We start from the raw sequence: 26936 nt of genomic DNA on the forward strand, positions 1-26936 counted from the left end.
TGGAGGAAGCGCAATGGGAAAACCTACCGGATTTATCGAGTTTCAACGCGAGCTGCCCGCCGAGCGCGCCCCTCTGCAGCGGATTCAGGACTGGAAGGAATTTTACAACAAAAATTCCGAAGAGAAACTGCAGGTTCAGGGAGCGCGCTGTATGGACTGCGGCATTCCGTATTGTCATACAGGCAAAATTATTGCCGGATCAACGACTGGTTGTCCGGTAAACAACCTCATTCCGGAATGGAATGACCTCGTCTATCGCGGTCAATGGCGCGAAGCCCTTGACCGGCTCCACAAGACGAACAACTTCCCGGAATTCACCGGCCGGGTCTGTCCCGCTCCATGCGAAGGCTCTTGTACGGTGGGGCTGATCGATTCTCCGGTTACGATCAAGGACATCGAGAAGGCGATCGTTGACCGCGGTTTCGAAGAAGGCTGGATCGTACCGGAACCGCCGAAAACGCGTACGGGCAAGAAAGTCGCCGTCATCGGCTCCGGCCCGACCGGACTCGCGGCGGCGGCGCAGCTCAACAAAGCGGGTCACACCGTGACCGTTTACGAGCGTGACGACCGGATCGGCGGACTGTTGACCTACGGCATCCCGAACATGAAGCTCGAGAAGCATCTCGTGCAGCGCCGGGTAGACCTGCTGGCGGCGGAAGGCGTTAACTTCGTAACCAATGCGGAAATCGGCAAAAATGTGCCGGTCGATCAGTTGAAGGAAGAGTTCGATGCCGTTATTCTGGCTATCGGCGCTACTCGTCCCCGTGAACTGGATATTAAAGGACGCGAGTTTAAAGGTATCTACCCGGCGATGGAGTTCCTGCATAAGAACACCAAGAGTCTGCTCGATTCCAACCTGGCCGACGGCGAGTACATCAACGCCGAAGGCAAAGACGTGATCGTCATCGGCGGCGGCGATACCGGTACCGACTGCGTGGCGACCGCCGTTCGCCACAAAGCGAAAAGCGTCGTGCAGTTCCAATACCGCGAGAAGCCGCCGGAAACCCGTGCGGTGAGCAACCCTTGGCCGGAATGGCCGAAGGTTTACAAGCTGGAGTACGGCCACGAGGAAGCGAAAGCCGTCCATGGCAAAGATCCGCGCGAGTACCTGACGCTGAGTGAAAACTTTGTCGGCGACGAGAACGGCAACCTGACGGGGCTCAAAACCGTCAAAGTCCGCTGGAGAAGCGATGATCAAGGCCGTCTTGTTCCTGAGGAAGTGGAAGGCAGCGAGAAGGTTTATCCGGCTCAGCTGGTCTTCCTGGCCATGGGCTTTGCGGGTCCCGAGCAGAGTCTGCTCGACCAGCTTGGCATTGAAAGAGACGTGCGTTCGAATGCGAAAGCGCAGTACGGCAAGTACAAGACGAACGTGGAAGGCATCTTCGCCGCCGGCGACGTTCGCCGCGGACAGAGCCTGGTCGTCTGGGCCATCAACGAAGGACGGGAAGCGGCACGCGAAGTGGACCGTTTCTTGATGGGCAGCTCGAACCTTCCATAAGGAAAACTAACAAAAGGAGCCGAATGGCTCCTTTTTTGCGTGCAAGAATAGGGAATAGGCGTGAAACGGTCCGGACATCCACACTGCCCGTTTCCCTGCCACATCTGACGGAAAGCTCCTTCCGTCTCCGCGTGAAGCTCCCGGCGCGCGGTACTCGATGTCAAATGACGGTGGTCGACCCAAAGCCCGTCCCCTAAACGGCAAAAACGCCTATAAAGCAGCCTGGGCAGGTTGCTTTATAGGCGTTTGAACTTTTTTACAGATTAACGGCCTGTTTGCCGCTGTAGTCGGATATGACCTTCGGAACTTCCGTCAGGGAAGGCAGCGTGAAGAAGGCGCCTTTCGGCGTGGCGGTAATATCGACAATGTTGTATTTCCACTCCAGCTGAGCCGGAATGTGAATGGCGTTGATCCCCGCCTCGATGGCCGGAAGGACGTCGGTCCGTACGGAGTTGCCGATCATCCAGGTGCGGGCGCGCTCGAACTGCTGGGTATGGATAAGAGTTTCCATAAATTCACGGGTTTTGTGCAGCGCGACGAAAATCCGTTCGCCGAAGTAGCGGTGAAGCCCGGCTTCCTCGATTTTACGCATCTGGATCGTTGCGTCGCCGCCTGTGTACAGGTACAGCTCATGCCCCTGGTCCGTCAGGGATTGAAGAGTCGTGTCCATCATCGGATATGGTTCGATCGAATGTTCGTAGACGCTGTTGCCGAGCTGATAAAGCCACTCTTCCTCTTCTTTTCGAGGAGTTCTGTCATAAAAATCGGAATAAAAATGATACGTTTCGATAAACGACTGCGGAAAACGCTCCGCTTTGAAACCGTGGATTTCCACACCCGCCAAATCTATTTCAAGCTGTTTGTGTTTAATGTCTTCATCCGAAAGGCGATGGCCCGCGAACCAGGTCAGCATCGTATCCACGAACTGCTGAATCACGACATTAAAATATTTGTTGCAGTGAATGAGGGTGTCATCCAGATCGAACAAAATGGTTTGTCTCATGTGCTTTCTCTCCTGGTCTCTATAGATAGGTTTAACGATTATTATACCATGTCCGGTTTAGATAACCCAGCTTTACAAGACAATGTGATCGGCTTATGTTTATAGGGTCCGAATAGTGGATTAAGAGTACGTAAAACCTAACGATACGGCAATCCCGGCCGGCAAGGGCCGGCCATGGAATAGAGAAGGGGGAGAACCGGCCGATGCTGTGGCTTGTCATTGCACTGCTGTTATTTATTTTCCAAATCGTCACGATCGTTGTGGTGGAGTTCCGAAACCCGAACAAAACGGTCGCCTGGCTTATGATATTGTTTATCCTACCGGTTATCGGATTTATTATGTATTATTTTCTGGCCAAAGAGTACTCGCAGCGCCGCCACGTGAAACGTAAAAACCGGCGGGTGCTCGGGGAAATGCAGCGGGAAATGCGCCGGGAGCTGGAGAACACGAAGAAAGGCCGGGATTATCCCGTCCCCAGCATTGTCAAAGAACCGCGTTTGTTCGGGCTGCTGAGCAACATTCCCAGCTCGCCGATTACCCGTAACAACGAGGTGGAGGTACTGACCAACGCCGAGGCGGCATACGAGGCTATGTTCGCGGCGATGGAGAATGCGAAGCACCATATTCATTTTGAGTTTTATATCGTACGGCACGACGGCACCGGCAAAAAATTTCAGGAACTGCTTATCCGGAAAGCGCGCGAGGGCGTTAAAGTCCGCGTCATTTATGACGGAATCGGCAGTTACAAGCTGGCCTCCTCTTACATACGCGAATTTGTCGAAGCGGGAATAGATACCTACTGTTTTCTTCCGGCCTTCATTGCCTTTTTCGATAAACGGATGAACTACCGCAATCACCGCAAAATTATCGTGGTAGACGGAACGGTCGGTTTCGTAGGCGGGATCAACATAGGAGACGAATACCTTGGGAAGCATCCGGTCCTCGGGTTTTGGAGGGATACCCACCTGAAGCTTGTAGGGGATTCCGTGTACTATTTGCAGAGCACTTTCTTGTCCGATTGGGAATTTGTTTGCCGTCAAAAGCTGGTGGACACGAACTTTTTCCCCGAGCACGCATGTGAGGGCCAGAAGCCCGTTCAAATCGTGGCAAGCGGACCCGACGCCCATTGGGACTCGATTTTAGAATCCTATTTCGGGGGCATTACGACGGCCAAGAAGCGGATCTACATTACGACCCCGTACTTTATCCCCGACGCGAGTCTGATCATGGGGCTCAAAACGGCGGCCATAAGCGGCGTCGATGTAAAAATCATTTTTCCGCAAATTCCCGATTCCTGGATCGTCCATTACGCTTCGCTGTCCTATATTCATGAACTCATGCAGACAGGGGTGAGATTCTATCAGTACCAGCCCGGATTCGTGCATGCGAAGGTGACCATCATTGACGATTTGTTCGCCACCGTGGGGACGGCCAATATGGACATGCGCAGCTTTTACAGCAACTTCGAGCTGAACGCTATCCTTTACGACAAAGAATCGATCGAGCGGCTGGAGCATGATTTCCTGGAGGATCTGAAAAACAGCAAGCGGATCATCCTGTCGGAGTTCGAAAAACGCTCCCGCTTCCAGCGCGGCAAAGAAGTGCTGGGAAGATTGCTGTCGCCTTTGTTCTAAAAGGCAAGGCAAATGTAAAAAGCCCTGTTCACTTAAAAAAGTGATGCGGGGCTTTTTGGCGCACAGATCCGAAAGCATCACGATGAGAGCTTGGCGGACCGTTTGAAAAACAGAATCAGGAGGAGGTTGGGGGTCAGGCCCGCAAAACCGACCAGATCCAAGAAAATCAGAGGAACGGGAATTGGAGTCAATTCCATTAGAACAAGAACCGCAGCCGCAGCAATATAAATCAGGGTGGCAAAATAGGAATAGAAATAAGCTCGAGACCGGATCGCTTTCATCCGTTCATCCGGTTTTTTAAGGAATGGGGATAAATAAATGTCGCACGATATGTTCATCAGAATGCATACAACGAAAATTATGGTGGGCCAAAAGGTAGGCTGACCGGCATCCAGCAGCGGAACCATTTTAAACGAAACGAACAGCAGTAACAGCAAACCGAGCAGCATGAATGTTCTGCCCCTCAAAGCCTCTTTAAAGTTCATGGCAGCCATCGCCTCCCTATAAAGGTTCAGTAAATCAATACACCATTCAAATACGGAATCCAAAATTGTTATTTAATGGTCGTTATTAGTTTACCTCATCTATACAAGTATTGGAAAATAAAATTTAGAATGTTGCAGACTCCATGCCAAAAAGATCTTCCACTGGAAAGTGAAAGATCTTACCGGGGGCCGAGCGGCCTGCCATGCTATTCCAGATGAGACAAAACGGCATCGAGGTTCTGAGGAGGCACCTTCTCGATCAGATCGCCCATCTTTTTGATTCGCTCCACAATGACGTGCAGGGTAAAATCTCTCGGATCACAGCGCCGCTCGACTTCCTCCCAAAGCAGCGGAGTGGAGACGGTTCCGTGGATTTTGGCCCGCGGTGTATAGGGGGCGGAGAGCGTTTTGCCGTACCAGTGCTGCAGGTAATCGAAGTAAATGAGATCGCCGCGATTCTTTTTCAGGCGCTCGATCGTAAACAGCTTCGGATATTTTTTGACGACGAAGGAGCCGATAAAATAGCCGATTTTGCGAAGCTGCTCGAAGGTGTACCCGTGCTGGATAGGCACGTAAATTTGTACGCCGGTCGCTCCGGACGTTTTGGGCACGGACTGGATATGAAGCGAATCCAGCACTTCTCCGATCAGGTGAGCCGCTTCCATAATCCGCGGTTCGACTTCCAAGCTGGGGTCGATATCTATGAGCCACTCGGCCGGCAGTGTCTCCCCGATGCGGTGGAACGAAGGATGAAATTCCAGGCAGGCCAGGTTGCCGAGCCAGATCAGCGTCGGAAGCGAATCCAGATTCACATACCGGATGCCGTCCAGCGGAGCGAGATTCACGAAATCCGGAACGGGCTCGGGGGTATTTTTCTGGTAAAACGATTTGTCGTGAATGCCGTGAGGGAAACGGATCGTCGTCAAATGCCGGTCTCTGCAGTAGCGCAGCAAATAGGGGGACAGTTCAATCAGCTTTTGGAGAAAATCAAGCTTCGTAATTCCCGCCTCAGGCCAGAGAGGCTTCTCGGGGTTGGTAATGGTCAGCTCCTGCCCTTCGACCATGATCGTGCCTTGCGTTTTTTTGTACCCTGAGGGCATCCTGCGCACTCCTTCCGGACGTACAAGCATTTATCCCCATTGTGGACGAAAAAGAGGCGGACTATTCTTTGCGGCAGAACAAGACCCTAAACGGGATTCCGCGTGGAGCTTTTGGTAATAATGGAAGGTAAAAAGTACCGGAAGCGAGGCACCTTACATGAATCTACCACCGGTTGTTCCATTCGAGCCGGTTTCCACGGAACGGGCGCCTTCGGGCGAGGAATGGATTGCCCAGTTCAAATGGGACGGGGTCCGCGTGCTCACTTACTATGACGGAACGGACGTGCGGTTGTTTAACCGAAGGCTCAACGAAAGAACGCTCCAATACCCGGAATATCAGGCCGTCACGGATTATTGCCAAGCGAGGAAATTCATTCTGGACGGGGAAATAATCGCATTGGAAAACGGGAAGCCTTCCTTTCATCAAGTTATGAAAAGGGACGGCTTGCGCAGCGGGAAATCTTTGGCGGGCTCCGTGCAGAAGGTTCCGGTCGTCTACATGCTGTTTGACATCTTATATTGCAACGACGAATGGGTCATCGACAAGCCGCTGTCGGAAAGACAGGCGCTCCTTGAAGAACTGGTCATCCCAGATGACCGGGTCCAAATCGTCCAAAGCTTTACGCAGACGGAAGAACTGTTCGGCATTGCCCAGGCGCACGGTTTGGAAGGAGTCGTGTACAAAGACTTGGGGAGCACCTACGCGCTCAAAGGCAAAGATCAACGCTGGCGCAAGCATAAAAACTACCAGGATGTGAACGCGGTGATCGGGGGCGTAACTTATCGCTCGGGAGTTGTGAACGCGATTCTGCTCGGGTTGTACAACGAAGAGGGGCGGCTTGTGTACATCGGACACGCGGGGACGGGCAAGCTGAGCCGCCAGGATTGGATCGACCTGACGGCTTTAACAAGGCCTCTTATCGTGCCGGAGAAGCCGTTCGTCAACGAACCGGAGCGGAGCAGGGAGGCTGCCTGGCTGCAGCCGCGGCTTACCGTGAAGATCCGGTTCATGGAATGGACCCGGTATTTGACCCTGAGGCAGCCGAGTATCCAGGCTTTTCTGTCCGTCGCGCCTGAGGAATGCACCTTTTTGCGGGAAAAGTGAAGACAGTCCCCACTCCCCTCTGAAAACAGCCCGAAAAAAACGAGCCTCCTCCGATGCCGGCGGCTCGTTTCTGCTGTCGTTCTCTTGAAGAAGGCTCACTCAGGATACCGTTTCCTTGGCCTTTTCCTTCGGCTTGCGCGGTTTGGCCGCGGCTTTGGGCTTCGCTTTGGCCTTGGCGTCCGACTTGTCCGCCGCGACGGGCTTGACGGCTTCGAGGCTCGCTTGCAGCGCGGACATCAGGTCGATCACGTTGGTGCGTTTCTGCTCCGGAGCGACCTGGACCTCTTCGCCGGCCACTTTCTGCTGGATCGCTTCCATCAGCGCTGTGCGGTATTCGTCCTGGTATTTCTCCGGCTCGAATGGGGTAGACAACTGTTCGATCAGCATTTTGGCCATCGTCAGCTCTTTGTCATTGACGTTCGAGGCTTCGGGGAGATTGGGAACCTGACTGATCGCGCGAATCTCGTCAGGATAAAATATCGTCTCCAAAGCGATGCAGTTATCGATAACTCGGACGGCCGCCAGACTGCTCTTGGAACGGATGGAAATGGTGGCGATGCCGATTTTGCCGGTCTGTTTGATGGATTCGAGCAGCAGGTTATAGGCGTTGGCACCCGTATCTCCGGGGGAGAGGTAGTACGTCTTCTGAAAATAAATCGGATCGATGTCGGTCAAGTTGACAAAATCCAAGATTTTAATCTCTTTAGTCGCTTCGCCGGAGATTTTCTCCAATTCTTCTTTCTCGAAAAGAACGAAGCGGCCGGGCTCGTATTCATAGCCCTTCGTAATTTCTCCCCACTCCACTTCCGTGTCGCAGGTGGTGCATTTTCTTACGTAAGAAAGCGGGGTGGTGCAGCGTTTGTGAATGTAACGCATGGAGATGTCTTTCTCTTCCGTAGCCGAGAACATTTTGACGGGAACGTGCACCAGACCGAAGCTGATGGCGCCTTTCCAGACCGTATGCATGAGGGAAAACCTCCTAGGGAGCCCGCGTAACGGGCTTATTTTATTGAATCCGCACGGGACCGGCCGCTCTGTGACCTAACTTCTTTTTAGCATCAGTATGTCCAAAAAATTCGCCGGATATGAATGCTTTTGGCGGATTTGTGCCACGCTAACCGGAGCCAGGTTTACTCCGGAGAGTGGAGGTGAATGAAATGGGAGACGACAAGCAGCAAAAAGAACTCAAAGACGGGACCCATCAAGGCCGGGACGACTATTACATGGACATCGACCGGATGATCAATGAAGGGCTCGGCGGCGGACAGGTTACGGTTCATAACGGTCTGATCGAGGAAACCACCACGGATACGATGGGATATCCCGAATCCGTAACGGATAATGAGCAAGAGTAAGGACGGCGCCTGCATGAAGGAAAGCACATGCAGGCGCTTTTTTTGCTGGGCGGAGAAGGACCCGAAAAAGCCCCCGCGCCTTGCCGCAACACGCATATCCCGGTTGCTAGAGGGAGGATAGAGGGCTATAATAGGAGGCAAACCAAACCGGAGGAGCGGCATCTATGCAGCATGACGAATTCGGCCTGATCCGCCTGCTGACGGGGGACAGACAACAAGCGGACGGAATGCGTTCGCAAGGAGTGGTGGTCGGCATCGGAGACGATGCGGCCGTTACCGCCCTGTCTCCCGGCATGCAGCTTGTCGCCTCTTGCGACACGATGACCGAAGGGATTCATTTCCTGCCTGTGACGATGCGGGACGAGGACATCGGATTCAAGGCGATGGCTTCGAATATCAGCGACATGGCCGCGATGGGCGCGAAAGCACGTTATGCGCTTGTCGCGCTATCTTTGCCGAAGGATGCCGACACGGAACAGATCCGGCGCATCTACGCCGGATTGTATGAGTGCGCGGACTTGTTCGGTGTGGCCGTCATCGGCGGCGACACGACGTCCACGCGCGGCGGAATCGTGCTGACCGTCACGATTCTGGGCGAAGTCCCCGCAGGCCGGGCCCTGCTGCGCAGCGGCGCGAAGCCGGGCGACGCCGTCTTCGTGACGGGGCCGCTCGGCGGCTCGGCCGCAGGGCTGAGCTACCTCCTGCACCGCGGCACGGACGCGGCGCTATGGGGCGAGCTCCCCGCAGAGGCCGCGGAGCTCGTCCGCGCCCACACCCGGCCTCTGCCGCAGGCTGCGGCCGGGGAGCTGCTTCAGCGCACGGGCTTGTGCCGGGCGCTGAACGACATCAGCGACGGGCTCGCGAGCGAAGCCGGCGAAATCGCCGAGGCTTCGGGAGTCGGGCTCCTCATCGCGGAGGAGAAGCTGCCGCTGGCCGAAGGGCTTCGCGCCTGCGCGGAGAAGCTGGCCGCCGACCCGCTGGAGTGGGTGCTGTACGGCGGCGAGGACTACCAGCTTCTGGGCACGGCGGCAGAAGCGGATCTGGCAGCCCTGCGCGAGGCGTTCTCGGGCGAGGGGCTGCCCTTGCACGTCATCGGACGTGTGACGGCCGCGGATGAAGGGGTGCGGCTGCAGCGTCCGGACGGGACTGTGCAGCCGCTGCCGAAGCGGGGCTACAATCACTTTGCTGCGAAATGAGAGGAAGCGACGGAGATGGCTTACCAATATAAAGCCGCAGACGAACGGGACACGGAAGCATTGGCTGCCCAACTGGCAGTGCTTGCGGGTCCCGGCGCCGTAATCGCGCTGGACGGCGATCTTGGCGCGGGCAAAACGCGTTTTTCGCAGGCGGTGGCTAAATCGATCGGGGTGCAAGGCGTTGTCAATTCCCCGACTTTTACGCTGATTAAAGAATACGAGGGACGAGAGTTCCCTCTCTATCATATGGATGTTTATCGGATTTCTTTGGAAGAAGCCGAGGATTTGGGGCTGGATGAATATTTTTACGGGGAAGGTTTGACTTTGATTGAATGGGCGAGTCTGGTGGAGGAGCTATTGCCGCCGAACCGGCTTGAAATTTATATCGAGCACAGCGGGGGAGACGAGCGGGTGTTCCGCTTGAATCCTACCGGAGAGCCTTACGAGAGCTGGTGCGCAAATTTGAAAGAGAACGGATGGTTAGTATGAGCAGCGGGAACGAAAATAGTACGCGGGAGCGGGTAAAGGCGCAGGACTCTCCGGTTGCGGGGGATAGTGAAGGTCGTGAAAGCAGCCGGTCCGGATTCGACGAAAACGGGTATGTGCTTGCACTGGATACGTCCACGGCTTCACTGGCTGTTGCCCTGCTTCAGGGCGGCCGAGTAGTCGCCGAAAAGCACACGATCGTGGAGCGCAATCATTCCATTCACCTCATGCCTCACTTGCAGGAGCTGCTTGCTTCCAGCGGCATCCGGCCGAACGATCTTAGCGCGGTCGTGGCGGGCCAGGGGCCGGGTTCCTATACCGGCGTACGGATTGCCGTAACCGCAGCGAAAACGTTCGCCTGGTCGCTCGGCATTCCGGCTGCGGCCGTCTCCAGTCTGGAGGCGCTGGCGCTGGGTGCGCGGACGGCTTTGCTCGCGGAATCGGCGGGTGCCGGTTCGGACGGTGCCGTGCGCTGGTTCGTGCCCCTGATGAATGCAAGGCGGGGGCAGGCATTTACCGCGCTTTACGCATCGGCAGGGAATGAACCGGCCGCTCAGCTTTTGGGCTCTGCAGGCGCAAGCGGCGATGTGGCACCGGACAACACAGGCAGCAGATGGGCCCGGCTTCAGCCGGACGGCATCCGCCTCGTGGCGGATTTTGCGCGGCACATTGGGGACGCTGCGTCGGGAGCGGAAGCCGCAGCGACGACCGGGGCGCAGTCCGCGGACGAAGCCGGAACTTTCGCCGTGCCATCCGGGTTTGCCAAGCCGAAGGAGATCGTTTTCGTCGGCGAGACTTCTTTATTCGAAGAAACGATCGGTCAGGCCGCGGCAGAGCTGAGCGTTCCTGTGCGCGTCCTCCCTTACGATTTGACGGCGGCCGAAGTGGGTCTGCTTGGTTTGCGGCGGTTAAAACGCGGGGAAACGATCGACAAGTATACATTCGTTCCGAACTATACCCAGCTTACGGAAGCTGAAGTGAATCTGATGGCTAAGGCCAAATCCTGACGGAAAGGGGAGGGGCTCTTTGGACGAACGAAGATGGGAGCAGCCTGTTTCTACCCCGATTTTCCGTGCGATGAGGCTGGACGACATCCCGCACATTTGCGAAATCGAGCAGGAAGCCTTTACGACGCCCTGGTCGGCGGGAGCTTTTCACAACGAGCTGACGAGCAATCATTTTGCCCATTATACGGTGATGATGGTAGACGGGGTCATAGCGGGGTACGGGGGCATGTGGCTCATTATGGATGAGGCCCATGTGACGAACATCGCGATATCCGGCCGTTTCCGCGGCCGCAAGCTGGGCGTTTCGCTTGTCCACCAGCTGCAATCCAAGGCAAGGTCGCTGGGGGCGGTCCGCATGACCCTGGAGGTCCGCGCGTCGAATTACGTGGCTCAGCGCCTCTACGACAAAATGGGCTTCCAGTATGCCGGCGTCCGCAAAGGCTATTATACCGACAATAACGAAGACGCGATCATTATGTGGGCGGATTTGCCCCACACGAATCAACCCGCCTGAGCGGCGGCGTCCTGTTCGCATTTGATAAAAGGGAATGAAAAAACGTCATGAACACTACAAAGCCTGTGTACATTCTGGCCATTGAAACAAGCTGCGACGAGACGTCCGCAGCCGTGATAGAGAACGGGACCGTTATCCGGTCCAATGTGGTTTCCAGCCAGATCGAAACTCATCGGCGCTTCGGCGGCGTCGTGCCCGAAATCGCGTCCCGCCAGCATGTCGAGAGCATTACCTGGATTTTGCAGGAAGCGCTCGATCAGGCGGGACTGGCGATGAGAGACATGTCCGCTATCGCGGTCACCCAGGGGCCCGGTCTGGTCGGTTCGCTGCTCGTCGGCGTAGTGGCCGCGAAAGCGCTGGCTTTCTCGCTTGACCTGCCCCTGATCGGCGTCCATCATATCGCCGGGCATATTTATGCGAATCAGCTTGTCCACAAGCTGGAATATCCGCTGATTTCGCTTGTCGTTTCCGGCGGCCACACCGAGCTGGTGTATATGGAGAGCGAAGGAAGCTTCAAGATCATCGGCCAGACGCGCGACGACGCGGCCGGAGAGGCGTACGACAAAGTGGCACGGGCCTTGAAGCTGCCCTATCCGGGCGGCCCACACATCGACCGTCTGGCCCAGGAAGTGGACGGAGAAATTCCGATGCCCCGCGCCTGGCTGGACGACTCCTACGATTTCAGCTTCAGCGGCTTGAAATCGGCGGTGCTTAACGTCCTTAACCAGTCGCGTATGCGCGGAGAGGAGCCCGTGGCGGCCCACGTCGCCAAAGGCTTCCAGTCCTCTGTGGTGGACGTGCTGGTAGAGAAGGCCGCACGGGCCGTCCGGGAATACGGCGCCAAGCAGCTTCTGCTGGCCGGAGGAGTGGCGGCTAACCGCGGACTGCGCGAAGGGCTGACGAAGCGCTGCGCAGAGCTTGGCGTGCCTCTGCTGCTGCCGCCGATGGACCTCTGCTCCGACAATGCCGCAATGATCGGCGCCGCCGCGTTCCTCAGGTGGAACCGCGGGGATATCACGGGGCCGGAGTTTAAGGCGGAGCCGGTGCTGAGCCTGGAGAAGTGGGGATACTGAGTTTGCCATAAAAGAATGAAACAACCAGTCTTAAAACGATAAACGTTTTTGGGGCTGGTTTTTTTTGTAAGAAAATGCCGCTATACTATTTCATAGAAGGAGAGGAAAAGGAGATGTTTTTTGAATTTGAACGACAGATACTATTATGCTTTTTAATAGGTTGAACCGCACGAAGACGTGCTTCTCACTGTTTACAATTGCCAGTGGGATAATGGTAGGTTGTACAGCTGAAAAACCGAATACCAGCCAGCAACCTCAACATTCACCTATAACTGTTACGACACCTTTAAGTAAAGAAAAGACAGCTGCGGATGACTATATCAGCCTAACAAACACGGAATACGTAAACGGTGTAGATTCGAAAGACGGGATGGTCATGAACATTTATTCATATGGAATTACGGATAAGAAGTTGACCAAGGCCGGCAATCTTCCGTATACGTCCCAATCACCCCTCTCTTTTCTTTCTTTAACGGATAGCTCGATCTATTACCCGGCTTCTTCAAATACGCAGAAAGGTGATCAATTAAGTGTTTATCGTTTATCAACCGCTGCGACCGAACAGCTATCTTCCAATTTGTTTGCCATCAATTTTATTTTGCCGACTCCCGACAATCGATCTTTGGTACTTCTGGCCGTAAAGAATGGGGAACGAATGCTAAAAACGATGTTTTACGATAAAGAGGGTAAAAAATTAACCGTTCTGGACGACGACGATCAGAGCACCCAGAACTCGAGAATCTCTGTTAACCCGGAGACCAACAAGACTTACGTAGTCCGATTCTCGGACGAAGAGGACCGAAACAATCTTTTGGCTGCAAATGAGTCCCAAACTCCCATGACTGCATCCAAGCGAACCATCTTTGAGATCGATAACGTAACAAAGGAAACGAAGAAAGTCATTGAACTGGAAAAAGAGGATGTTCTCACCCTATCTGCACGGGGAGATAAACTTTTTTTGGCCACTTCACCTTATTTCAATAAAGAACCGTTGGATTATAGTATGCTCGATTTAAAATCGGGAACAAGAGAAAAGCTGGATTTACCGGTAAAAGCGCGAAGCGGGGCTTTTCTCAGCCAAGAGGCCAAAGGAATTTATCTCCTTGGTTCCAGCAGTACGGACGAATCGAAATCGGCCAGAGGGATTTATTATTATGATTTTGAAAGCAAGCAAATGGACGATATTTTTATTCAAAAGGCCGGGTTTATCAATCAATTTATGCTGATTTCCAAGTAACTCAAGGGTAGAAATTCGGGAATGAAATGAAGATACAAAACAAACAAAGACAACCCCGGGGAAGCATTAAGCTACCGGGGCTGTCTTTGTTTGTTTTTACGCACCTATGGATTTAGTCCGCCGACTTATGAACAGGAACTCCTAAAGCTTCGCGTGCCATGTCGGCATATTCCTCAAGGCCGGACTTAAGGGCAAACAAGCCGATGGTGACCGCGTACGACCCCTGCAATTGCGCGATATGCTCTTTCATTCTCGGCCAGACGCGTCCCCCTGCTTTTTCATATTCCTCCAGCAGTACCGACAAGACTTCCTCGCCGAAAACGGTGTGAAACGCGGTAAAGTCCGTGGCCGGGTCTCCGCACTCCGCTTCGGTCCAGTCCAGCAGCCCGCAAACCCGTTCATTTTCGTCGACCAAAATATGGCCGGGATGCAGATCGCCATGAATGAGCGACGTGTGCTCGGGCCAATAGGAAGCATCCGCGAGCCAAGCCTGCCAGCGTTCCCAAAGGTCGTCCGAGACCCCGAAGGCCTGCCGGACGACCTCCATGCGTGCCGCGGCGACCGCTCTCAGATCACCGGCTTCTACGGCCATAAGACCCGCCTGTTCGGAGGTGCGGCTGTCTATCCGGTGCAGCGCCGCCATTGCGGCCGCAAGGGACTGAACGAACTCGGGGGAAGGCCTCTCCGGATCGATATGCCACGTGTAGGCCTTTGCGGCGGTGTCTATAGTGGCCGCCGGCGTTCCGGGCAGCTTGCGGTAGGCAATGAAGTCCGGCCGGTTGATTTGCCAGCCGGGGACGGAAACGGGCAGCGAACGCCCGACCAGCTCCAGTACTTTAGCTTCGTAAGCGGCCGATTGGGTAACGTCCGGTCTCCTGGGGATACGGAGTATCCAGGAGGCACCGTCTGCCGTGCGGGCGGACGCCGCCAGAAAGTCCAGCCCGGAATCGTTCAGCTCCAGGGGCTTCGATCGGTCCAGTTCCAGATGATATGCTGCCGCCAACAGGCGGAATTGGTTGAGTTGTTCTTGTTCCGTTAAAGGTGTTGATTTTTTTACGGAGTCGTTCATATCGGATAGCACCTCTTCATTTTTAATCAAGTAATCGAATCTTATAAAAGCATCCTTGCGGGGCAGCACAAATAAGCCCTGATCTCTCTTTTTGAAAAAGAGCAGGTGCAGTGTGTCAGTCCGCCTGCATTACCTGATCCGCATGAAGTGGATAACCATGTTAAACGCCCTCCTATCGATCTTAGGGAAAATCCCTGTTCTTACCCTACCACTTAGGAAGAAATCCTAGCAACGGGCGAGTTTTTCTTAATGAATTTTTTCCGCCCCCGCTTAAAATTTTGAACATTTTGACATTTTGTATTGACTTTGCGTTTTCGCGCATATTATAATCACAACAAGTTCAATACGTACACGCAACGAACGGGAAAAGTAAGGTCATTCATGTCGCGCAGAGAGCTGCGGGTTGGTGCAACGCAGCCGGATGAACCCTGAACTCGCCCGGGAGCGGTAAAACTGAACAACGCCGGCAAGCCGTCCTGAACCCATGAGACAGATGTCCCATCGGTCGGGTCAGAAGTCTTCGAAGCATCCGGCGAAGTAAGTTTTAACGGCTGGCCCCCGTGATCGGGCAGCGATTGGAACGTCCCGGTATCCGGATACCGGCCGACCTGTTTCCAAAAGCATCGAGTGGATTCGCCTTACGGCGGATCAATGAGAGTGGTAACGCGGAAGGCTAACGGCCTGTCGTCTCTTAAGTTAGAGACGGCAGGTCTTTTTTGCATCCTCTCCAGCAGACGGATGTGCACAGACAGCATCGACAAACAACCGTGAGATAGATGGACTAGGCTAAGCAAGGCGGGGCGAAGGTGATCGGCGGTCGATCGTACAAGCGAAGCGCTAACGTGGCAGGCACAGCCTGCGATCATCGCAAGTCTAACCGAGCGGACATTCAGGCGGAAGCAGGTGTCCGGGTAACAACGAACAACTTAAATATCCACAAAGGCAATGAACAAGAGTAGTACGATCCGGTAACGGTACAGAGAGCTGCGGGGAGGTGCGACGCAGTCCGTAAAGGATCCGAACTCGCTTGGGAGCCGGGAGCCGAATGTTACGATGCCGCATGAGCGGCCGTGACTCAAGCTTGCAAACGGTTGGCCTCCGTTAACGGGCGCGCAGCGAATGTTAGGCTTCACTTCCTTTCACATTCGCTGCCGTAAGCGGACTTTCCCGTGGGGAAGGTCAACAAGAGTGGTACCGCGCCGGCACAGCCGTCGTCTCTTTTTCGGAGACGGCGGCTTTTTTGCATGCTCCGGGCGGCTGAGGCAGACATGTCACAAAAAGCTCCATCCGGAGTTTTTAATAAACCCGAAACGGGTAATCAGGAGGATAACGAAAATGACGAAACGGCAAATTAAAATTTTTGACACGACTTTGAGAGACGGTGAGCAGGCGCCGGGATGTTCCTTATATCCGGAAGAAAAGGTCCGCATCGCGCGGCAGCTTGTGAAAATGGGCGTGGATACGATCGAACCGGGCTTCCCGATTTCCAGTCCGGGCGATTTCGCCGCTGTGCAGCAAATTTCCCGTGAACTGCAGGGGGTAGAAATTTGCGGCTTCGCGCGCGCGGTCAAAATCGACATCGACGCGGCGGTGAAGGCGACTCAGGACGCGGCTTTGCGGCGCATCCACATGTTTATCTCCTCGTCGGATATTCATCTGGACTTCCAACTGCGCAAAACACGCGAGCAGGTGCTGGCGGAAGCGCGTCAGATGGTTGCCTACGCGAAGCAGTTCTGCGAGCGGATCGAATTTACGGCCATGGATTCCAGCCGTACGGGCAGGGAGTATTTGTATGAGCTGGTGGAAGCGGTCATCGCCGAGGGCGCAACGATCATCAACCTGCCGGATACCGTCGGTTACGCGATGCCGGAAGATTACGGCCAAATGTTCTCGGATGTGCGCAAGCATGCGAGGGGCGCCGACAAGGTGGAATTCAGCACCCACTGCCACAACGATCTGGGGCTTGCGGTTGCGAACAGCCTGGCGGCCATCCGCAACGGGGCGAACTATGTGGAAGTCTCCGTCAACGGAATCGGAGAACGGGCGGGCAACTGTTCCCTGGAAGAGATCGTCATGGCGATCGAGACGCACAAAGACACGCTGAACATGGAAACCGGCATTGTGCTGGAGGAAATCTACAATACGTCGACGATGGTCAGCCGGATGATGAATATGCCGATCGCGTTCAACAAGCCGGTCGTCGGCCGCAATGCCTTCCAGCACGAGTCGGGCATCCATCAGGACGGTTTGCTGAAAAACCGCAACACCTACGAAATCATGGAGCCTGAAAAGCTTGGAATTCCGCGTTCGATGATCATTCTGGGCAAGCATTCCGGCCGTCACGCTCTGAAGCACCGGATCGGCCAGTACGGTGTCGATCTGGACGCCCAGTCCTTAGAAGAAGTATACGCCCGCTTCAAGGACATGGCCGACGAGCAGAAGCACGTCACGGACGACGAGCTGATGAGTCTGGTCGGTGATGCGGGAGCTTCCGCGGCGGAGCGCTTATCGCTGGTACAGCTTCAAGTCGTCAGTTCCAGCGACCGCAGCCGCGTGGCATCGGCCACCATCCGCGATAACGAGACCGGTGCAGAGGCAACCTGGTCGGGCACCGGAGACGGACCGATCGAAGCGATCGTCAACTGCATCCGTCAAGCGGTGCCGATGGATGTGACGTTCGCCGACCTGGAGCTGTACTCCTTGGCGGCCAGCGAAAAAGCGACCGGCGAAGCGACGGTGACAGTATCCTGCGGGACGCAGACTTACAAAAGCTCCGGCTTGGATGTCGATATTCTGTTTGCGACCGCCAAAGCGTTCCTGTCGGCCTGCAACCAGGCCGTGCGGGCCAATCCGAATGCTTCACAGAGTGTATCCTTAATGGCTTAAATTATTAACAGGATGGGTGTGAAGAACTTATTCACACCCCCTGTGGATAATGTGCATAACTTGAAAAACCCCGTATTTTTCAGGCTTCCGCTTTTTCTTCTTTTTCCGTATAACTCTCGGATAACATTTTCTGAAGAATCTGTGGATAATGTGGATAAAACTGTTTATAAGTGCTTAAAGCGCCGAAAAATCGGCGCTTTTTTATATTTTACCTGTGGATGAAGATGTGGATAAAAAACGTGGTTCGGTCGTGGAAAAAAATGTGTATATAAAAGGCAAAACTTATCCGCAGGGAGTGAGCCTGAATGAATAGAGAAGCCTTTTATCACGGGACGAGAAGCAACTGGGCTTATGCGTATGACAACAGAACGATTCATTTGAGAGTCCGTACACAAAGAGATGACGTGGAAGAAATTTCGGTGATCGCCAGCGATAAATACGATTGGGACACCTTTTATCAGGAAATACCCATGGCCAAAACCGCTTCGGATTCGCTGTTCGATTACTGGGAGGCGGAGGTCGTACCCAGCTACAAACGCCTGTCCTACTGCTTCAGGCTGAGTGCGGGAAGCGAACAGCTGTGGATGACGGAAACGGGGATTCATTCCGAACAGCCTCATCCGCCCGGCGGCTATTACGCCTTCCCGTATATTCATGAAATCGACCTTTTCAGACCCCCGGCCTGGGCGAAGGATGCGATCTTTTATCAGATCTTCCCGGAGCGCTTTGCCAACGGAGACCCGGAGAACGATCCCGAAGGCGTGCAGCCGTGGGGCGGAAAGCCGGAGCGCGAGAATTTTTTCGGCGGGGACCTGCAGGGGGTGCTTGATCATCTCGAATATCTCGTGGATCTTGGCATCAATGCGATCTATTTCACGCCGGTGTTCAAGTCTCCTTCGAACCACAAGTACGATACGCTGGACTATACGCAGGTGGACCCTCATTTCGGCGATAACGCTCTGCTGAAGAAAGTGGTCGCGACCTGCCACGAACGCGGAATCCGGGTCATGCTGGATGCGGTTTTCAACCACAGCGCACTGGAATTTCCGGCTTTTCAAGATGTGAAGGCGAAAGGGGAGGAGTCCGCCTTTGCCGACTGGTTCCATATTAACGAATACCCGGTTGCCGTAAAAAACGGAATTCCCACTTACGATACATTCGGTTTTTTCGAAGGCATGCCGAAATTCAATACAGCCAACCCCGAAGTGAAAAAGTATCTGCTCGACGTAGCCAAGTACTGGATCGAGGAGATCGGAATCGACGGCTGGCGGCTGGATGTCGCCGATGAGATCGACCACCGCTTCTGGCGCGAATTCAGGCAGGTGGTCAAAGCAGCCAATCCGGAAGCTTATATCGTCGGGGAAGTATGGAACGACTCCCTGATGTGGCTGCTGGGCGACCAGTTCGATTCCGTCATGAACTATCCGTTCTCGGACAAAGTACTGGAGTTCTTCTCGGGTCCGGGCATGGACGGCCATTCCTTCGCAAGCAGCATGGGCTTCCTGCTCATGCGGTATCCGAAACAGGCCAACGAGGTCGTCTTCAACCTGCTGTGCAGCCACGACACTCCGCGTGTGTTGACGAGAGTGGGCGGCGATAAAAGAAGACTGAAGCTGTGCGTGGTCTTCCTGATGACGTACATGGGGACGCCGTGTATTTTTTACGGGGACGAAGTGGGGCTTCAAGGCGAAGGCGACCCGGATTGCCGCCAGTGTATGGAATGGCATCCCGATATGCAGGACCGCGAGCTGCTGGATTTCTATAAGCTTCTGATCCATCTTCGCAAGGAAAACCGGGCGCTGCGTGAAGGGAGTTTCCGGTTTCTGAAAGCGGACCACGGCGATCCCTGCATCATTTACGAGCGGATCGACGCCCATACGCATTTTACGATCTGGATGAACAATACGGAGGAGCGGGTTACGCTGCAGCATCCTATGGTGGCGGAGGATTGGCGCGATGCGCTTTCGCAGGAAGAAGTCAAACCGGTAGACGGCGTGATGCATATCGAGCTGGAGGAATTGGGCTACAGAATTTTATATAGAACGTTAAAAAAATAGTCGAATGTTGTCGATATAGTTCCTATCTAATTTATTTGGGGGGAACTATGAAATACTTAAAACGAAGCGTGACGGCGAAAATGATCACGATGATGGCAGCACTGGTGGTGGTACTTTGCGCGTTGATCATGACCTTGACTTATTTTCAGCAGAGAGGCGATTACTACAGCCGGCTCAAATCGATTGAGCGGGTCGTAGAACTGGGATGGGAGCAGCAGCTTCCTTTCCTTACAAAGGCAATGGATCAAATGAAAAGTACGGGGAAACCGGCCGCCGCGGCAGCCGAGCTGGAAGCGATCCGCACGATGATGGAGCATTATGTAAAAGACGGGGATATGGCTAACGTCGCCCTCTACTATCCGGAAGAAAAAACGGTGGACGGCAAGACGGCCCTGACCGTTGTCGCGGCCAATGAGGCACTGGATAAGGCCGGGCTTAAGCCTTTGACGGACTATACCTTCTCCGAGCAGTACACGAAAGCTTTCGAAACGGTTAAAAAGATCGGAGGCCAGGGCGTAACGCCGGTATATACCGATCAGGCTGGAGAATGGGTGACCATTCTGAGCCCGGTTACGGACGAGGCCGGCAAAACAATGGCTTATGTCGGCATTGACTTTGACTATGACACGCTATCCTGGGATTTGAACAAAAGGCTGCTGATGAGCTTGGCTTTTTACGTGGGCATGGCTGTGTTGTTCGCCTTGCTTCTGAGTGTATTCACCCGCAGAATTCTTAAACCCATCGGGGAGCTTTCCCGCCTGTCGCTGGAAGTGGCGGAAGGAAATCTGGCCGTGTCCATTCCGGTCCGCAGCGAAGACGAGTTCGGGACTCTGGCCCGGAATTTCAACGCGATGACGGCGAGCATCCACAGCCTCATTCTGGGCATCCGGGAGTCTTCCGACCAGGTGAGTCATGCCGCGGAGGTGCTCGATACCAACGCGAAACAGACGACGCAGGCCACGCATCAAATTGCGACGGCGATCGAGCAGGTAGCGTCGGGAGCGGAGCGCCAGCTGCAGAGCACGCAGGAAAGCTCGAACGCCATGGAAGAGATGGCGACGGGCATTCAGCGGATTGCCGAATCCGCGGGTTATGCGGCGCAGTCTTCGGAATCCGCTTCCGATGAGGCGGCCCGAGGCAACGAGATGATTCAGCACAATGTGAAGCAGATGAGCCGGATGAACGATACGGTGCAGCGTTCCGTGGAATCGATCAACCAGCTTGCACAGCTGTCCGAGGAAATCGGCGGCATTACGGCGCTGATCTCGGATATCGCCAACCAGACGAACCTGCTGGCGCTGAATGCGGCTATCGAGGCTGCACGCGCAGGGGAACACGGACGCGGCTTCTCGGTCGTATCCGATGAAATCCGCAAGCTTGCCGAGCAGTCCAAGCAGTCCTCGGACAAAATCGCTGATCTGGTCGTCACGATCCACACCGGTACGGGTCAGGCCGTGAGCACGATGAGCCATACGGCCGAAGAAGTGACAGAGATGACCAAGCTCGTTTCCGAGAGCGGGGAAGCCTTCCAGCGTATCGTCAATCATATGGATGAGCTTGCGAAGCAGATTTTGGAGGTTTCTTCGTCCTCCCAGCAGATGTCCGCGGGAACGGAAGAAGTGGCCGCGTCCATCTCGGAGCTGTCCCATATGAACCGGCAAACCGCGGAAAGCTCCCAGACTGTTGCCGCTTCTTCGGAAGAGCAGCTCGCTTCCATGGAGGATATCTCCGCTTCGGCCGGTGCGCTGAGCGACATGTCCCGGGATCTTAAGCAGAGTATCAGCCGGTTTAAGCTGTAATCGGCGAAAGTACGAACGGCAGGAGGTCCGGCACGGGCCTGTCCTCCGGTTCAGCTGAAGAATCAAGCCTACCTTGATTCTCCGCCCCGGTTCGCCGGTTTATCGCATAAGGCGGGATAACCGCAGGTATAACAAAAAGAGGCCCGGTCGGGGCCTCTTTTTTTGCATTTATTTATTTGGTTGGGCGGGGCTGATTTCAGCCCACAAGAGTCTCCCACTCCTCGTAGCACGCCTGCAGGCTTCCTTTTTTCTGCTCGATGAGGGTATTCTTCTCCTGGACAAGCACATAATCGTTGTAGACCGCGGGATCGGCCAGCTCTTCCTCAAGAGCGGTCACTTCCTCTTCCAGCCGGGCGATATCCTGCTCAAGCTGCTCGATCCGCCGCTGGCGGTTGCGCTCTTCCCGCTTGGCCTGTTTGTCCGCTTCGTAAGACGAAGGTTTCTCCGTCTGCTGCGCCGCTGAAGACGCCGAGGAGGCCTTGGCCTTGCTGTCGCGTGCCGCCTGTTCACGGGCGCGTTCGGCTTCCATTTCGGCGAGCTCCGCTTTTTTCTCGAGATAGTCGTCATAGTTGCCGAGATAATGGGTGACGCCGTGGCGTTCCAGTTCCAGCATGCTTTCCGCCATTTTGTTCAGGAAATAACGGTCATGGGAAATGAAGAGCAGGGTGCCTTCGTAATCGAGCAGAGCCGATTCGAGCACTTCCTTGCTGTACAAGTCCAGATGGTTGGTCGGCTCATCGAGTATGAGCATATTCGCATTAAGCAGCATAAGCTTGGCTAGCGCTACGCGCGCTTTCTCGCCGCCGCTTAGGGACGCGATCTTTTTGAACACATCCTCGCCGCTGAAAAGAAAATTGCCGAGCACGGAGCGGATGCGCGCTTCCTCAATAGTAGGGAACGTGTCCCAGACTTCCTCCAGGATCGTTTTCTGCGGGTTCAGGGTCGTTTGTTCCTGATCGTAGTAGCCGATCTTGACGTTGGTTCCCCAGCGGATGCTGCCGGTATCGGGGGAAAGTTTACCGATCAATGTTTTCAGCAGGGTCGTCTTGCCGATACCGTTCGGGCCGATCAGGGCGGCCGTTTCGCCGCGCCTCAGCTCGAACGAGACGGAATCGAGAAGGCGTTTGCCTTCTCCCACGGACAGCGCCAGATCCCTCACCTGCAAAACTTCCTTGCCGGAGGTCTGATCGATCTGGAAGGAAAAGCTGGCGCGCTTAAGATCGCCGAGAGGCTTGTCGATCCGTTCCATCCGCTCCAGCGCTTTGCGGCGGCTTTGCGCGCGCTTGGTCGTTGTGGCGCGGACGATATTTTTCTGCACGAAGTCCTCCATGCGGGCAATCTCTTCCTGCTGCTTCTCAAACTGCTTCATGCGGATTTCATAGTCCGCTTCCTTCAGTTCGACGAAACGGGAATAGTTGCCCGTGTAGCGCTTGGACGACGTGCGCTCGATTTCGTAGATCGCCGTAACGAGCGAGTCGAGGAAATAGCGGTCGTGGGATACGACCAGAATAGCGCCGGGATACCCGCGCAGGTAGGACTCCAGCCACGTCAGCGTGCGGATGTCCAGATGGTTGGTCGGCTCGTCGAGAAGGAGCAGGTCCGGCTCTTCCAGAAGCATTTTGGCCAGCGCCAGACGGGTCTTCTGCCCGCCGCTCAGCGTCTGGATCAGCGTATCGGGAGGGAACTCCCCAAACCCCATTCCGTGCAGAATTCCGCGTATTCTTGCTTCGATTTCGTAACCGCCACGCTCACGGAACCACTCCGATCTGGCGGAATACCGGTTCATCGTGTCCTCGTACGCCTTGGCGTTATCGACCAGCTTCGGATCCGCCATCTGCTGTTCCAGCTCGCGCAGCTCTTTCTCGACGGCATAAAGCGCCGTAAAAACCGTGCGCATTTCCTCGATAATCGTTTTGTCCGTCTGCAGACCGCCGTTCTGGCGGAGATAGCCGATTCGGGTTTCTTTGGCCTTGAAAATATCGCCTTCATCGTAAGAAAGGTCGCCTGCAATAATTTGCAGCAGGGTCGACTTGCCGGCTCCGTTCACACCGACCAGACCGATTCTTTCGCGGTCTTCGATTTGCAGGGATATGTTAGAAAGCACGGACGAAGTGCCGTAGCTTTTACCGATTCCGTTTACTTGGAGAAGCATCTTCCTTTATTACCTCCATGATTGCACGATTTTCTTCATTAATACGGCTGCTAAGACTCTTTTTAGTGTACAGGAAAAACGCTTCGAGGAAAACTGAACACATTTTTTTCAAACTTCCCGGCAATGTGATAAAATAATGTATACTACTGTCTGCTTATGCCTTCTATCTAAAATAGGGCTCTTTGCCCCGCAGGCAGACAACCAACTACGAAATCCTGCCAGTCAGTCTAAAATAACAGCCCCAGCCGGAAAGAGGTTGCAGCTTTATACATGAACGGTTCCGATAAAAAAGAAATCCGCCGGCACATCGAAACGCTCCGGGCGGGATTGACGCCTGAGGAGAGAGCAAGCCGCGAGCGCCGGGTCAACGAAAGGCTGACCGCCTGGTTGAAAGGCCAAGCCGCCCGCCTTCGCCTTTCGCCCGGTGCTTCCGCCGGTACGGCGCCTTTGCCGTTGAAACAGCCGCAAGAAACGGAAGACTGTCCGAGTCACGAGTATTCCGGCACAACACGGTCCGCGGGCCGGGAAACGGACGGAAGCTGCGGCCCTTCCGGTCTGCCGGACCTTCCGATTGTTCTGGCTTATGTCCCCTTTCGTACGGAATGCGGGATTCACAGGACTATCGAAGCCTGCTGGGAAGCGGGCATCCGCGTTTTTGTGCCTCGTTCGCTGCATGCGTCGAGAGAGCTTCTTTTTCACGAAATAAGGCAGTGGAAAGACCTGCGGAAAGGGATGCACGGCATAATGGAGCCGGATCCCCTAAGCCCCGCCTTGCAGGATCCCCTCGCCGCTTTCGCTGTTCTCGTACCCGGGCTTGCTTTTGATACCGCTTGCGGAAGGCTCGGATACGGGGGCGGCTATTACGACCGCTTTCTTGAAAAGCTGCTGCAAGCCGCTCGCGAGGAAGGACGGGAAGCGCCTCTTTTTGCGGCGGCGGCCTTTGACGTGCAGCTTGTAGAGCGCCTTCCCGTGGAACCGCACGATATCCGTCTGGACGTGCTGATTACGGAGAGCGCCGCATATACCCGGGACCCGGCAGCGGACCGGAAGAGGGGAGAGGGATCGGATGGAGCAGCCGGATAAACTGACTCATTTTAATGAACAAGGACGCGCCAAAATGGTCGACATCAGCGAAAAAAAGGAGACCAAGCGGACGGCCGTTGCCCGTACCAGCGTTACGATGCTGCCGGAAACGCTGCTGCGCATCCGTGAAGGGCGGCTTGCCAAAGGCGATGTGCTGGCTGTCGCCCAGGTGGCCGGCATCATGGCGGCGAAGAAAACGGCCGACTGGATTCCGATGTGCCACCCGCTCGCGCTGTCCGGGGTGGACATCCGCTTCGTATACGAAAGCGGAACGGAACTCGGCATCGAAGCCGAAGTGCGCACAACCGGGCCTACCGGCGTGGAAATGGAGGCGTTGACGGCCGTATCGGCTGCGGCCCTGACCGTGTATGATATGTGCAAAGCACTCCAGAAGGACATGGTGATCGGGCCCACGATGCTCGTATCCAAGACCGGCGGCAAAAATGGAGATTTTCACAGATTTGATACCCATTCTTAATCAAATTTTGTTACAGTAGAGGAAGAGGTGAGAGGAATGCGCTGGAAAGTTGCGATTCTAACTGCCAGTGACCGCGGATCGAGGGGAGAACGGGAAGATACGAGCGCCCAAGTCATCCGCGAGCTGGTAGAGGAAGAGATTCAAGGAGATATCATTGAATACCGCGTCGTACCGGATGAAATGGACGAAATTATGGCGGCTCTTATAGAAATGACCGACTACTTTCAGGCGGATCTCATCTTGACGACAGGCGGAACGGGTCTTGCGGCCCGGGACGTTACCCCGGAAGCGACCTTGAGCGTCATCGACCGCTCGGCACCCGGTTTTGCCGAAGCCATGCGGATGAAATCGATCGAAAAGTCTCCTCGGGCTATGCTTTCGCGCGCGGTGACCGGAATCCGGGGCTCTACGCTGATCATTAATCTGCCGGGCAGTCCCAAAGGTGTCCATGAAAGTCTTATGGCCATTATTGACGTGCTTCCTCATGCCTTGTCGATCTTGACGGGCCGGGAGCAGGAGCATGCGGATGAAAGCTGATCCCATGCTTCGTGAAGTAAAAGTGGAGGATGCGATCGGTTTGGTCCTTGCGCACGACTTGACCCGGATTATCCCGGGGGAGTTCAAGGGCCGCTTGTTCCGCAAAGGCCACCAGATTTCGGAAGAAGATATTCCCGCTTTGTTAAGCATAGGCAAGGAGCACATTTACGTGCTGGAGCTTGCCGAAGGCTACCTTCATGAGGATGAGGCGGCTCTTCGTCTAGCGAGCGCCGTGCGTGGGGCGAACACCGAGCGGACGGAACCGCATGAAGGCAAGGTGACGCTGAAATCGGCGATTCACGGGCTGGCCAAGATCGACAAAGCGTTCGTCGATGAAGTCAACGGCATAGGCCGCATCGTGATGTCGACCATCCGCACGAATACGGTCGTAAAACCCGGTCAAGCGTTGGCCGGCACCCGGGTCATTCCGCTCGTCATCGAGGAGGAGCCCGTCGCCCGCGTGGAGCGGCTGGCTGTGCAGCGACGAAGCGGACAGGCCTTGGCCGCCGGCAGCCTGGAGCCGCTGAGCGGCGGACCGGCGGATGCGGCGGAGACGCTGCCCCCGGCGGAGGCCGGCTACCTCGCCCCGAAGCCGGTCCCGCCTGACAAGGGCGCGGCCGGCACCGCTGCGGTCCGGCGTGAAGAGACTCCGGCGGCAGCGGCGGAGCTTGTCGCCGTGAAGCCCTTCCGCAGCCTGCGGGTGGGGCTGATCACCACCGGCAGCGAAGTGTTCAAGGGCCGAATCCAAGACAAATTCGGCCCTGTCGTGCGAGCCAAAGTCGAAGCGCTTGGCTCGAAGGTGATCGACCAGCGGTTCACGCCGGACGACATGGATGCGATCGTAACCGAGATCCGGCATTTCATCGGACTCGGCGCGGATCTCATCCTGGTCACCGGCGGCATGTCGGTCGATCCCGACGACCGCACGCCCGGGGCCATATCCCGGGCGGGTGCCCGCATCGTCAGTTACGGGACGCCGATGCTGCCCGGTTCGATGCTGATGATGGCATATATCGGCAGTGTCCCGGTAATGGGACTGCCGGGCTGCGTGATGCACGATCCGTACACGTCCTTCGACGTGCTTCTCCCGCGTATCTGCGCCGGGGAAGAGATTTTCCGCGAAGATATTACGGAGATGGGATACGGCGGCCTGCTCGGCTGCTGATTACACATTTTGAAGGA

General features: G+C 55.2%; 24 protein-coding genes and 2 other annotated features. Of the genes, 18 read left to right on the forward strand and 6 right to left on the reverse strand.

Annotation, left to right across the window (positions count from 1 at the left end):
- Positions 1–13 precede the first annotated feature (13 nt).
- Positions 14–1498, forward strand: a complete 1485-nt coding sequence (locus KVT34_RS19285; RefSeq protein WP_217560437.1) for a glutamate synthase subunit beta — start codon at positions 14–16, stop codon at positions 1496–1498.
- A 256-nt stretch (positions 1499–1754) separates the two neighbouring features.
- On the opposite strand, the gene KVT34_RS19290 is transcribed toward KVT34_RS19285, so the two are convergent.
- A complete protein-coding gene (locus KVT34_RS19290; RefSeq protein ID WP_217560438.1) occupies positions 1755–2501 on the reverse strand; it encodes an HAD family hydrolase in 747 nt (248 codons plus the stop codon).
- A 203-nt stretch (positions 2502–2704) separates the two neighbouring features.
- Between KVT34_RS19290 and cls the strand changes: the two genes are divergently transcribed.
- On the forward strand, positions 2705–4135 hold the full coding sequence (cls, locus tag KVT34_RS19295) for a cardiolipin synthase (protein ID WP_217560439.1): 1431 nt from the start codon (positions 2705–2707) through the stop codon (positions 4133–4135).
- 77 nt (positions 4136–4212) lie between these two features.
- On the opposite strand, the gene KVT34_RS19300 is transcribed toward cls, so the two are convergent.
- Together KVT34_RS19300 and ligD are read right to left on the reverse strand one after the other, a co-directional pair.
- A complete protein-coding gene (locus tag KVT34_RS19300) occupies positions 4213–4620 on the reverse strand; it encodes a hypothetical protein (protein ID WP_217560441.1) in 408 nt (135 codons plus the stop codon).
- Positions 4621–4826: 206 nt separating this feature from the next.
- Positions 4827–5720, reverse strand: coding sequence for a non-homologous end-joining DNA ligase (gene ligD / locus KVT34_RS19305; protein ID WP_217560442.1), 894 nt, complete (start codon positions 5718–5720; stop codon positions 4827–4829).
- A gap of 157 nt (positions 5721–5877) precedes the next feature.
- Here ligD and KVT34_RS19310 point away from each other — a divergent pair, with 157 nt between their 5' ends.
- Positions 5878–6825 carry an ATP-dependent DNA ligase gene (locus KVT34_RS19310; RefSeq protein ID WP_217560443.1) on the forward strand — a complete coding sequence of 316 codons (948 nt, stop codon included), beginning with the start codon at positions 5878–5880 and terminating at the stop codon, positions 6823–6825.
- 99 nt (positions 6826–6924) lie between these two features.
- Here KVT34_RS19310 and ku read toward each other — a convergent pair whose 3' ends face one another.
- A complete protein-coding gene (gene ku / locus KVT34_RS19315) occupies positions 6925–7791 on the reverse strand; it encodes a non-homologous end joining protein Ku (RefSeq protein ID WP_217560444.1) in 867 nt (288 codons plus the stop codon).
- A gap of 191 nt (positions 7792–7982) precedes the next feature.
- Here ku and KVT34_RS19320 point away from each other — a divergent pair, with 191 nt between their 5' ends.
- The 7 genes from KVT34_RS19320 to KVT34_RS31900 all read left to right on the forward strand — a co-directional run bounded on the left by KVT34_RS19320 (position 7983) and on the right by KVT34_RS31900 (position 13693).
- The gene (locus KVT34_RS19320) at positions 7983–8180 is read left to right on the forward strand and encodes a hypothetical protein (RefSeq protein WP_217560521.1); all 198 of its coding nucleotides are present in this window, start codon (positions 7983–7985) and stop codon (positions 8178–8180) included.
- A 164-nt stretch (positions 8181–8344) separates the two neighbouring features.
- Positions 8345–9376 carry a thiamine-phosphate kinase gene (thiL, locus tag KVT34_RS19325; protein WP_217560445.1) on the forward strand — a complete coding sequence of 344 codons (1032 nt, stop codon included), beginning with the start codon at positions 8345–8347 and terminating at the stop codon, positions 9374–9376.
- A 15-nt stretch (positions 9377–9391) separates the two neighbouring features.
- On the forward strand, positions 9392–9865 hold the full coding sequence (gene tsaE / locus KVT34_RS19330; protein WP_217560446.1) for a tRNA (adenosine(37)-N6)-threonylcarbamoyltransferase complex ATPase subunit type 1 TsaE: 474 nt from the start codon (positions 9392–9394) through the stop codon (positions 9863–9865).
- Positions 9862–10869, forward strand: coding sequence for a tRNA (adenosine(37)-N6)-threonylcarbamoyltransferase complex dimerization subunit type 1 TsaB (tsaB, locus tag KVT34_RS19335; protein ID WP_254634993.1), 1008 nt, complete (start codon positions 9862–9864; stop codon positions 10867–10869). Before tsaE ends, tsaB begins: the two co-directional genes overlap by 4 nt.
- A 70-nt stretch (positions 10870–10939) precedes the next feature.
- The gene (rimI, locus tag KVT34_RS19340; RefSeq protein ID WP_217560522.1) at positions 10940–11383 is read left to right on the forward strand and encodes a ribosomal protein S18-alanine N-acetyltransferase; all 444 of its coding nucleotides are present in this window, start codon (positions 10940–10942) and stop codon (positions 11381–11383) included.
- Between the two features lie 47 nt (positions 11384–11430).
- Complete coding sequence (gene tsaD / locus KVT34_RS19345; RefSeq protein ID WP_217560448.1) at positions 11431–12456, forward strand: tRNA (adenosine(37)-N6)-threonylcarbamoyltransferase complex transferase subunit TsaD; 1026 nt, start codon at positions 11431–11433, stop codon at positions 12454–12456.
- A 211-nt stretch (positions 12457–12667) separates the two neighbouring features.
- Positions 12668–13693: a TolB-like translocation protein gene (locus KVT34_RS31900; protein WP_254634994.1), complete on the forward strand. Its 1026-nt coding sequence runs from the start codon at positions 12668–12670 to the stop codon at positions 13691–13693.
- 112 nt (positions 13694–13805) lie between these two features.
- Here the strand turns inward: KVT34_RS31900 and KVT34_RS19355 are convergent, their stop codons facing one another.
- A complete protein-coding gene (locus tag KVT34_RS19355) occupies positions 13806–14762 on the reverse strand; it encodes a macrolide 2'-phosphotransferase (RefSeq protein ID WP_217560449.1) in 957 nt (318 codons plus the stop codon).
- A gap of 347 nt (positions 14763–15109) precedes the next feature.
- Positions 15110–15457 (forward strand) — a binding site (T-box leader).
- A 111-nt stretch (positions 15458–15568) separates the two neighbouring features.
- Between KVT34_RS19355 and KVT34_RS19360 the strand changes: the two genes are divergently transcribed.
- The 4 genes from KVT34_RS19360 (at position 15569) to KVT34_RS19375 (ending at position 21504) form a co-directional block, all read left to right on the forward strand.
- Entirely contained in the window at positions 15569–15721 is a 153-nt protein-coding gene (locus KVT34_RS19360; protein ID WP_217560451.1) for a hypothetical protein, read from the forward strand.
- Positions 15699–15984, forward strand: a binding site (T-box leader). (Overlaps the previous gene by 23 nt.)
- A 113-nt stretch (positions 15985–16097) precedes the next feature.
- Positions 16098–17648: a 2-isopropylmalate synthase gene (locus KVT34_RS19365; protein ID WP_217560452.1), complete on the forward strand. Its 1551-nt coding sequence runs from the start codon at positions 16098–16100 to the stop codon at positions 17646–17648.
- Positions 17649–17953: 305 nt separating this feature from the next.
- Positions 17954–19705 carry an alpha-glycosidase gene (locus KVT34_RS19370; protein ID WP_217560453.1) on the forward strand — a complete coding sequence of 584 codons (1752 nt, stop codon included), beginning with the start codon at positions 17954–17956 and terminating at the stop codon, positions 19703–19705.
- A 47-nt stretch (positions 19706–19752) separates the two neighbouring features.
- A complete protein-coding gene (locus KVT34_RS19375; RefSeq protein ID WP_217560454.1) occupies positions 19753–21504 on the forward strand; it encodes a methyl-accepting chemotaxis protein in 1752 nt (583 codons plus the stop codon).
- Between the two features lie 196 nt (positions 21505–21700).
- Here KVT34_RS19375 and abc-f read toward each other — a convergent pair whose 3' ends face one another.
- Entirely contained in the window at positions 21701–23656 is a 1956-nt protein-coding gene (gene abc-f / locus KVT34_RS19380; RefSeq protein WP_217560455.1) for a ribosomal protection-like ABC-F family protein, read from the reverse strand.
- 270 nt (positions 23657–23926) lie between these two features.
- On the opposite strand from abc-f, the gene KVT34_RS19385 reads away from it, so the two are divergent.
- Genes KVT34_RS19385 through KVT34_RS19400 form a run of 4 tightly spaced genes read left to right on the forward strand, consistent with a single transcriptional unit; the run spans position 23927 to position 26919 of the window.
- Positions 23927–24739 (forward strand): 5-formyltetrahydrofolate cyclo-ligase, encoded by an 813-nt coding sequence (locus KVT34_RS19385; protein ID WP_217560456.1) that lies wholly within the window; start codon positions 23927–23929, stop codon positions 24737–24739.
- Positions 24723–25217 carry a cyclic pyranopterin monophosphate synthase MoaC gene (gene moaC / locus KVT34_RS19390; protein ID WP_217560458.1) on the forward strand — a complete coding sequence of 165 codons (495 nt, stop codon included), beginning with the start codon at positions 24723–24725 and terminating at the stop codon, positions 25215–25217. The genes KVT34_RS19385 and moaC overlap by 17 nt, the downstream gene beginning before the upstream one ends.
- A gap of 36 nt (positions 25218–25253) precedes the next feature.
- Entirely contained in the window at positions 25254–25754 is a 501-nt protein-coding gene (gene mog / locus KVT34_RS19395; protein WP_009675197.1) for a molybdopterin adenylyltransferase, read from the forward strand.
- Positions 25744–26919, forward strand: coding sequence for a molybdopterin-binding protein (locus KVT34_RS19400; protein ID WP_217560459.1), 1176 nt, complete (start codon positions 25744–25746; stop codon positions 26917–26919). The genes mog and KVT34_RS19400 overlap by 11 nt, the downstream gene beginning before the upstream one ends.
- The last annotated feature ends 17 nt before the right edge of the window (positions 26920–26936 follow it).

Origin of the sequence: Paenibacillus sp. GbtcB18 (assembly GCF_019091125.1) — a bacterium.
Taxonomy (GTDB): domain Bacteria; phylum Bacillota; class Bacilli; order Paenibacillales; family NBRC-103111; genus Paenibacillus_F; species Paenibacillus_F chitinolyticus.

Excerpts from the sequence above, each read along its gene's own strand:
- KVT34_RS19285 (WP_217560437.1), top strand. The coding sequence starts at position 14 with ATGGGAAAACCTACCGGATTTATCGAGTTTCAACGCGAGCTGCCCGCC.
- KVT34_RS19290 (WP_217560438.1), bottom strand. The coding sequence starts at position 2,501 with ATGAGACAAACCATTTTGTTCGATCTGGATGACACCCTCATTCACTGC.
- cls (WP_217560439.1), top strand. The coding sequence starts at position 2,705 with ATGCTGTGGCTTGTCATTGCACTGCTGTTATTTATTTTCCAAATCGTC.
- KVT34_RS19300 (WP_217560441.1), bottom strand. The coding sequence starts at position 4,620 with ATGAACTTTAAAGAGGCTTTGAGGGGCAGAACATTCATGCTGCTCGGT.
- ligD (WP_217560442.1), bottom strand. The coding sequence starts at position 5,720 with ATGCCCTCAGGGTACAAAAAAACGCAAGGCACGATCATGGTCGAAGGG.
- KVT34_RS19310 (WP_217560443.1), top strand. The coding sequence starts at position 5,878 with ATGAATCTACCACCGGTTGTTCCATTCGAGCCGGTTTCCACGGAACGG.
- ku (WP_217560444.1), bottom strand. The coding sequence starts at position 7,791 with ATGCATACGGTCTGGAAAGGCGCCATCAGCTTCGGTCTGGTGCACGTT.
- KVT34_RS19320 (WP_217560521.1), top strand. The coding sequence starts at position 7,983 with ATGGGAGACGACAAGCAGCAAAAAGAACTCAAAGACGGGACCCATCAA.
- thiL (WP_217560445.1), top strand. The coding sequence starts at position 8,345 with ATGCAGCATGACGAATTCGGCCTGATCCGCCTGCTGACGGGGGACAGA.
- tsaE (WP_217560446.1), top strand. The coding sequence starts at position 9,392 with ATGGCTTACCAATATAAAGCCGCAGACGAACGGGACACGGAAGCATTG.
- tsaB (WP_254634993.1), top strand. The coding sequence starts at position 9,862 with ATGAGCAGCGGGAACGAAAATAGTACGCGGGAGCGGGTAAAGGCGCAG.
- rimI (WP_217560522.1), top strand. The coding sequence starts at position 10,940 with ATGAGGCTGGACGACATCCCGCACATTTGCGAAATCGAGCAGGAAGCC.
- tsaD (WP_217560448.1), top strand. The coding sequence starts at position 11,431 with ATGAACACTACAAAGCCTGTGTACATTCTGGCCATTGAAACAAGCTGC.
- KVT34_RS31900 (WP_254634994.1), top strand. The coding sequence starts at position 12,668 with ATGGTAGGTTGTACAGCTGAAAAACCGAATACCAGCCAGCAACCTCAA.
- KVT34_RS19355 (WP_217560449.1), bottom strand. The coding sequence starts at position 14,762 with ATGAACGACTCCGTAAAAAAATCAACACCTTTAACGGAACAAGAACAA.
- KVT34_RS19365 (WP_217560452.1), top strand. The coding sequence starts at position 16,098 with ATGACGAAACGGCAAATTAAAATTTTTGACACGACTTTGAGAGACGGT.
- KVT34_RS19370 (WP_217560453.1), top strand. The coding sequence starts at position 17,954 with ATGAATAGAGAAGCCTTTTATCACGGGACGAGAAGCAACTGGGCTTAT.
- KVT34_RS19375 (WP_217560454.1), top strand. The coding sequence starts at position 19,753 with ATGAAATACTTAAAACGAAGCGTGACGGCGAAAATGATCACGATGATG.
- abc-f (WP_217560455.1), bottom strand. The coding sequence starts at position 23,656 with ATGCTTCTCCAAGTAAACGGAATCGGTAAAAGCTACGGCACTTCGTCC.
- KVT34_RS19385 (WP_217560456.1), top strand. The coding sequence starts at position 23,927 with ATGAACGGTTCCGATAAAAAAGAAATCCGCCGGCACATCGAAACGCTC.
- moaC (WP_217560458.1), top strand. The coding sequence starts at position 24,723 with ATGGAGCAGCCGGATAAACTGACTCATTTTAATGAACAAGGACGCGCC.
- mog (WP_009675197.1), top strand. The coding sequence starts at position 25,254 with ATGCGCTGGAAAGTTGCGATTCTAACTGCCAGTGACCGCGGATCGAGG.
- KVT34_RS19400 (WP_217560459.1), top strand. The coding sequence starts at position 25,744 with ATGAAAGCTGATCCCATGCTTCGTGAAGTAAAAGTGGAGGATGCGATC.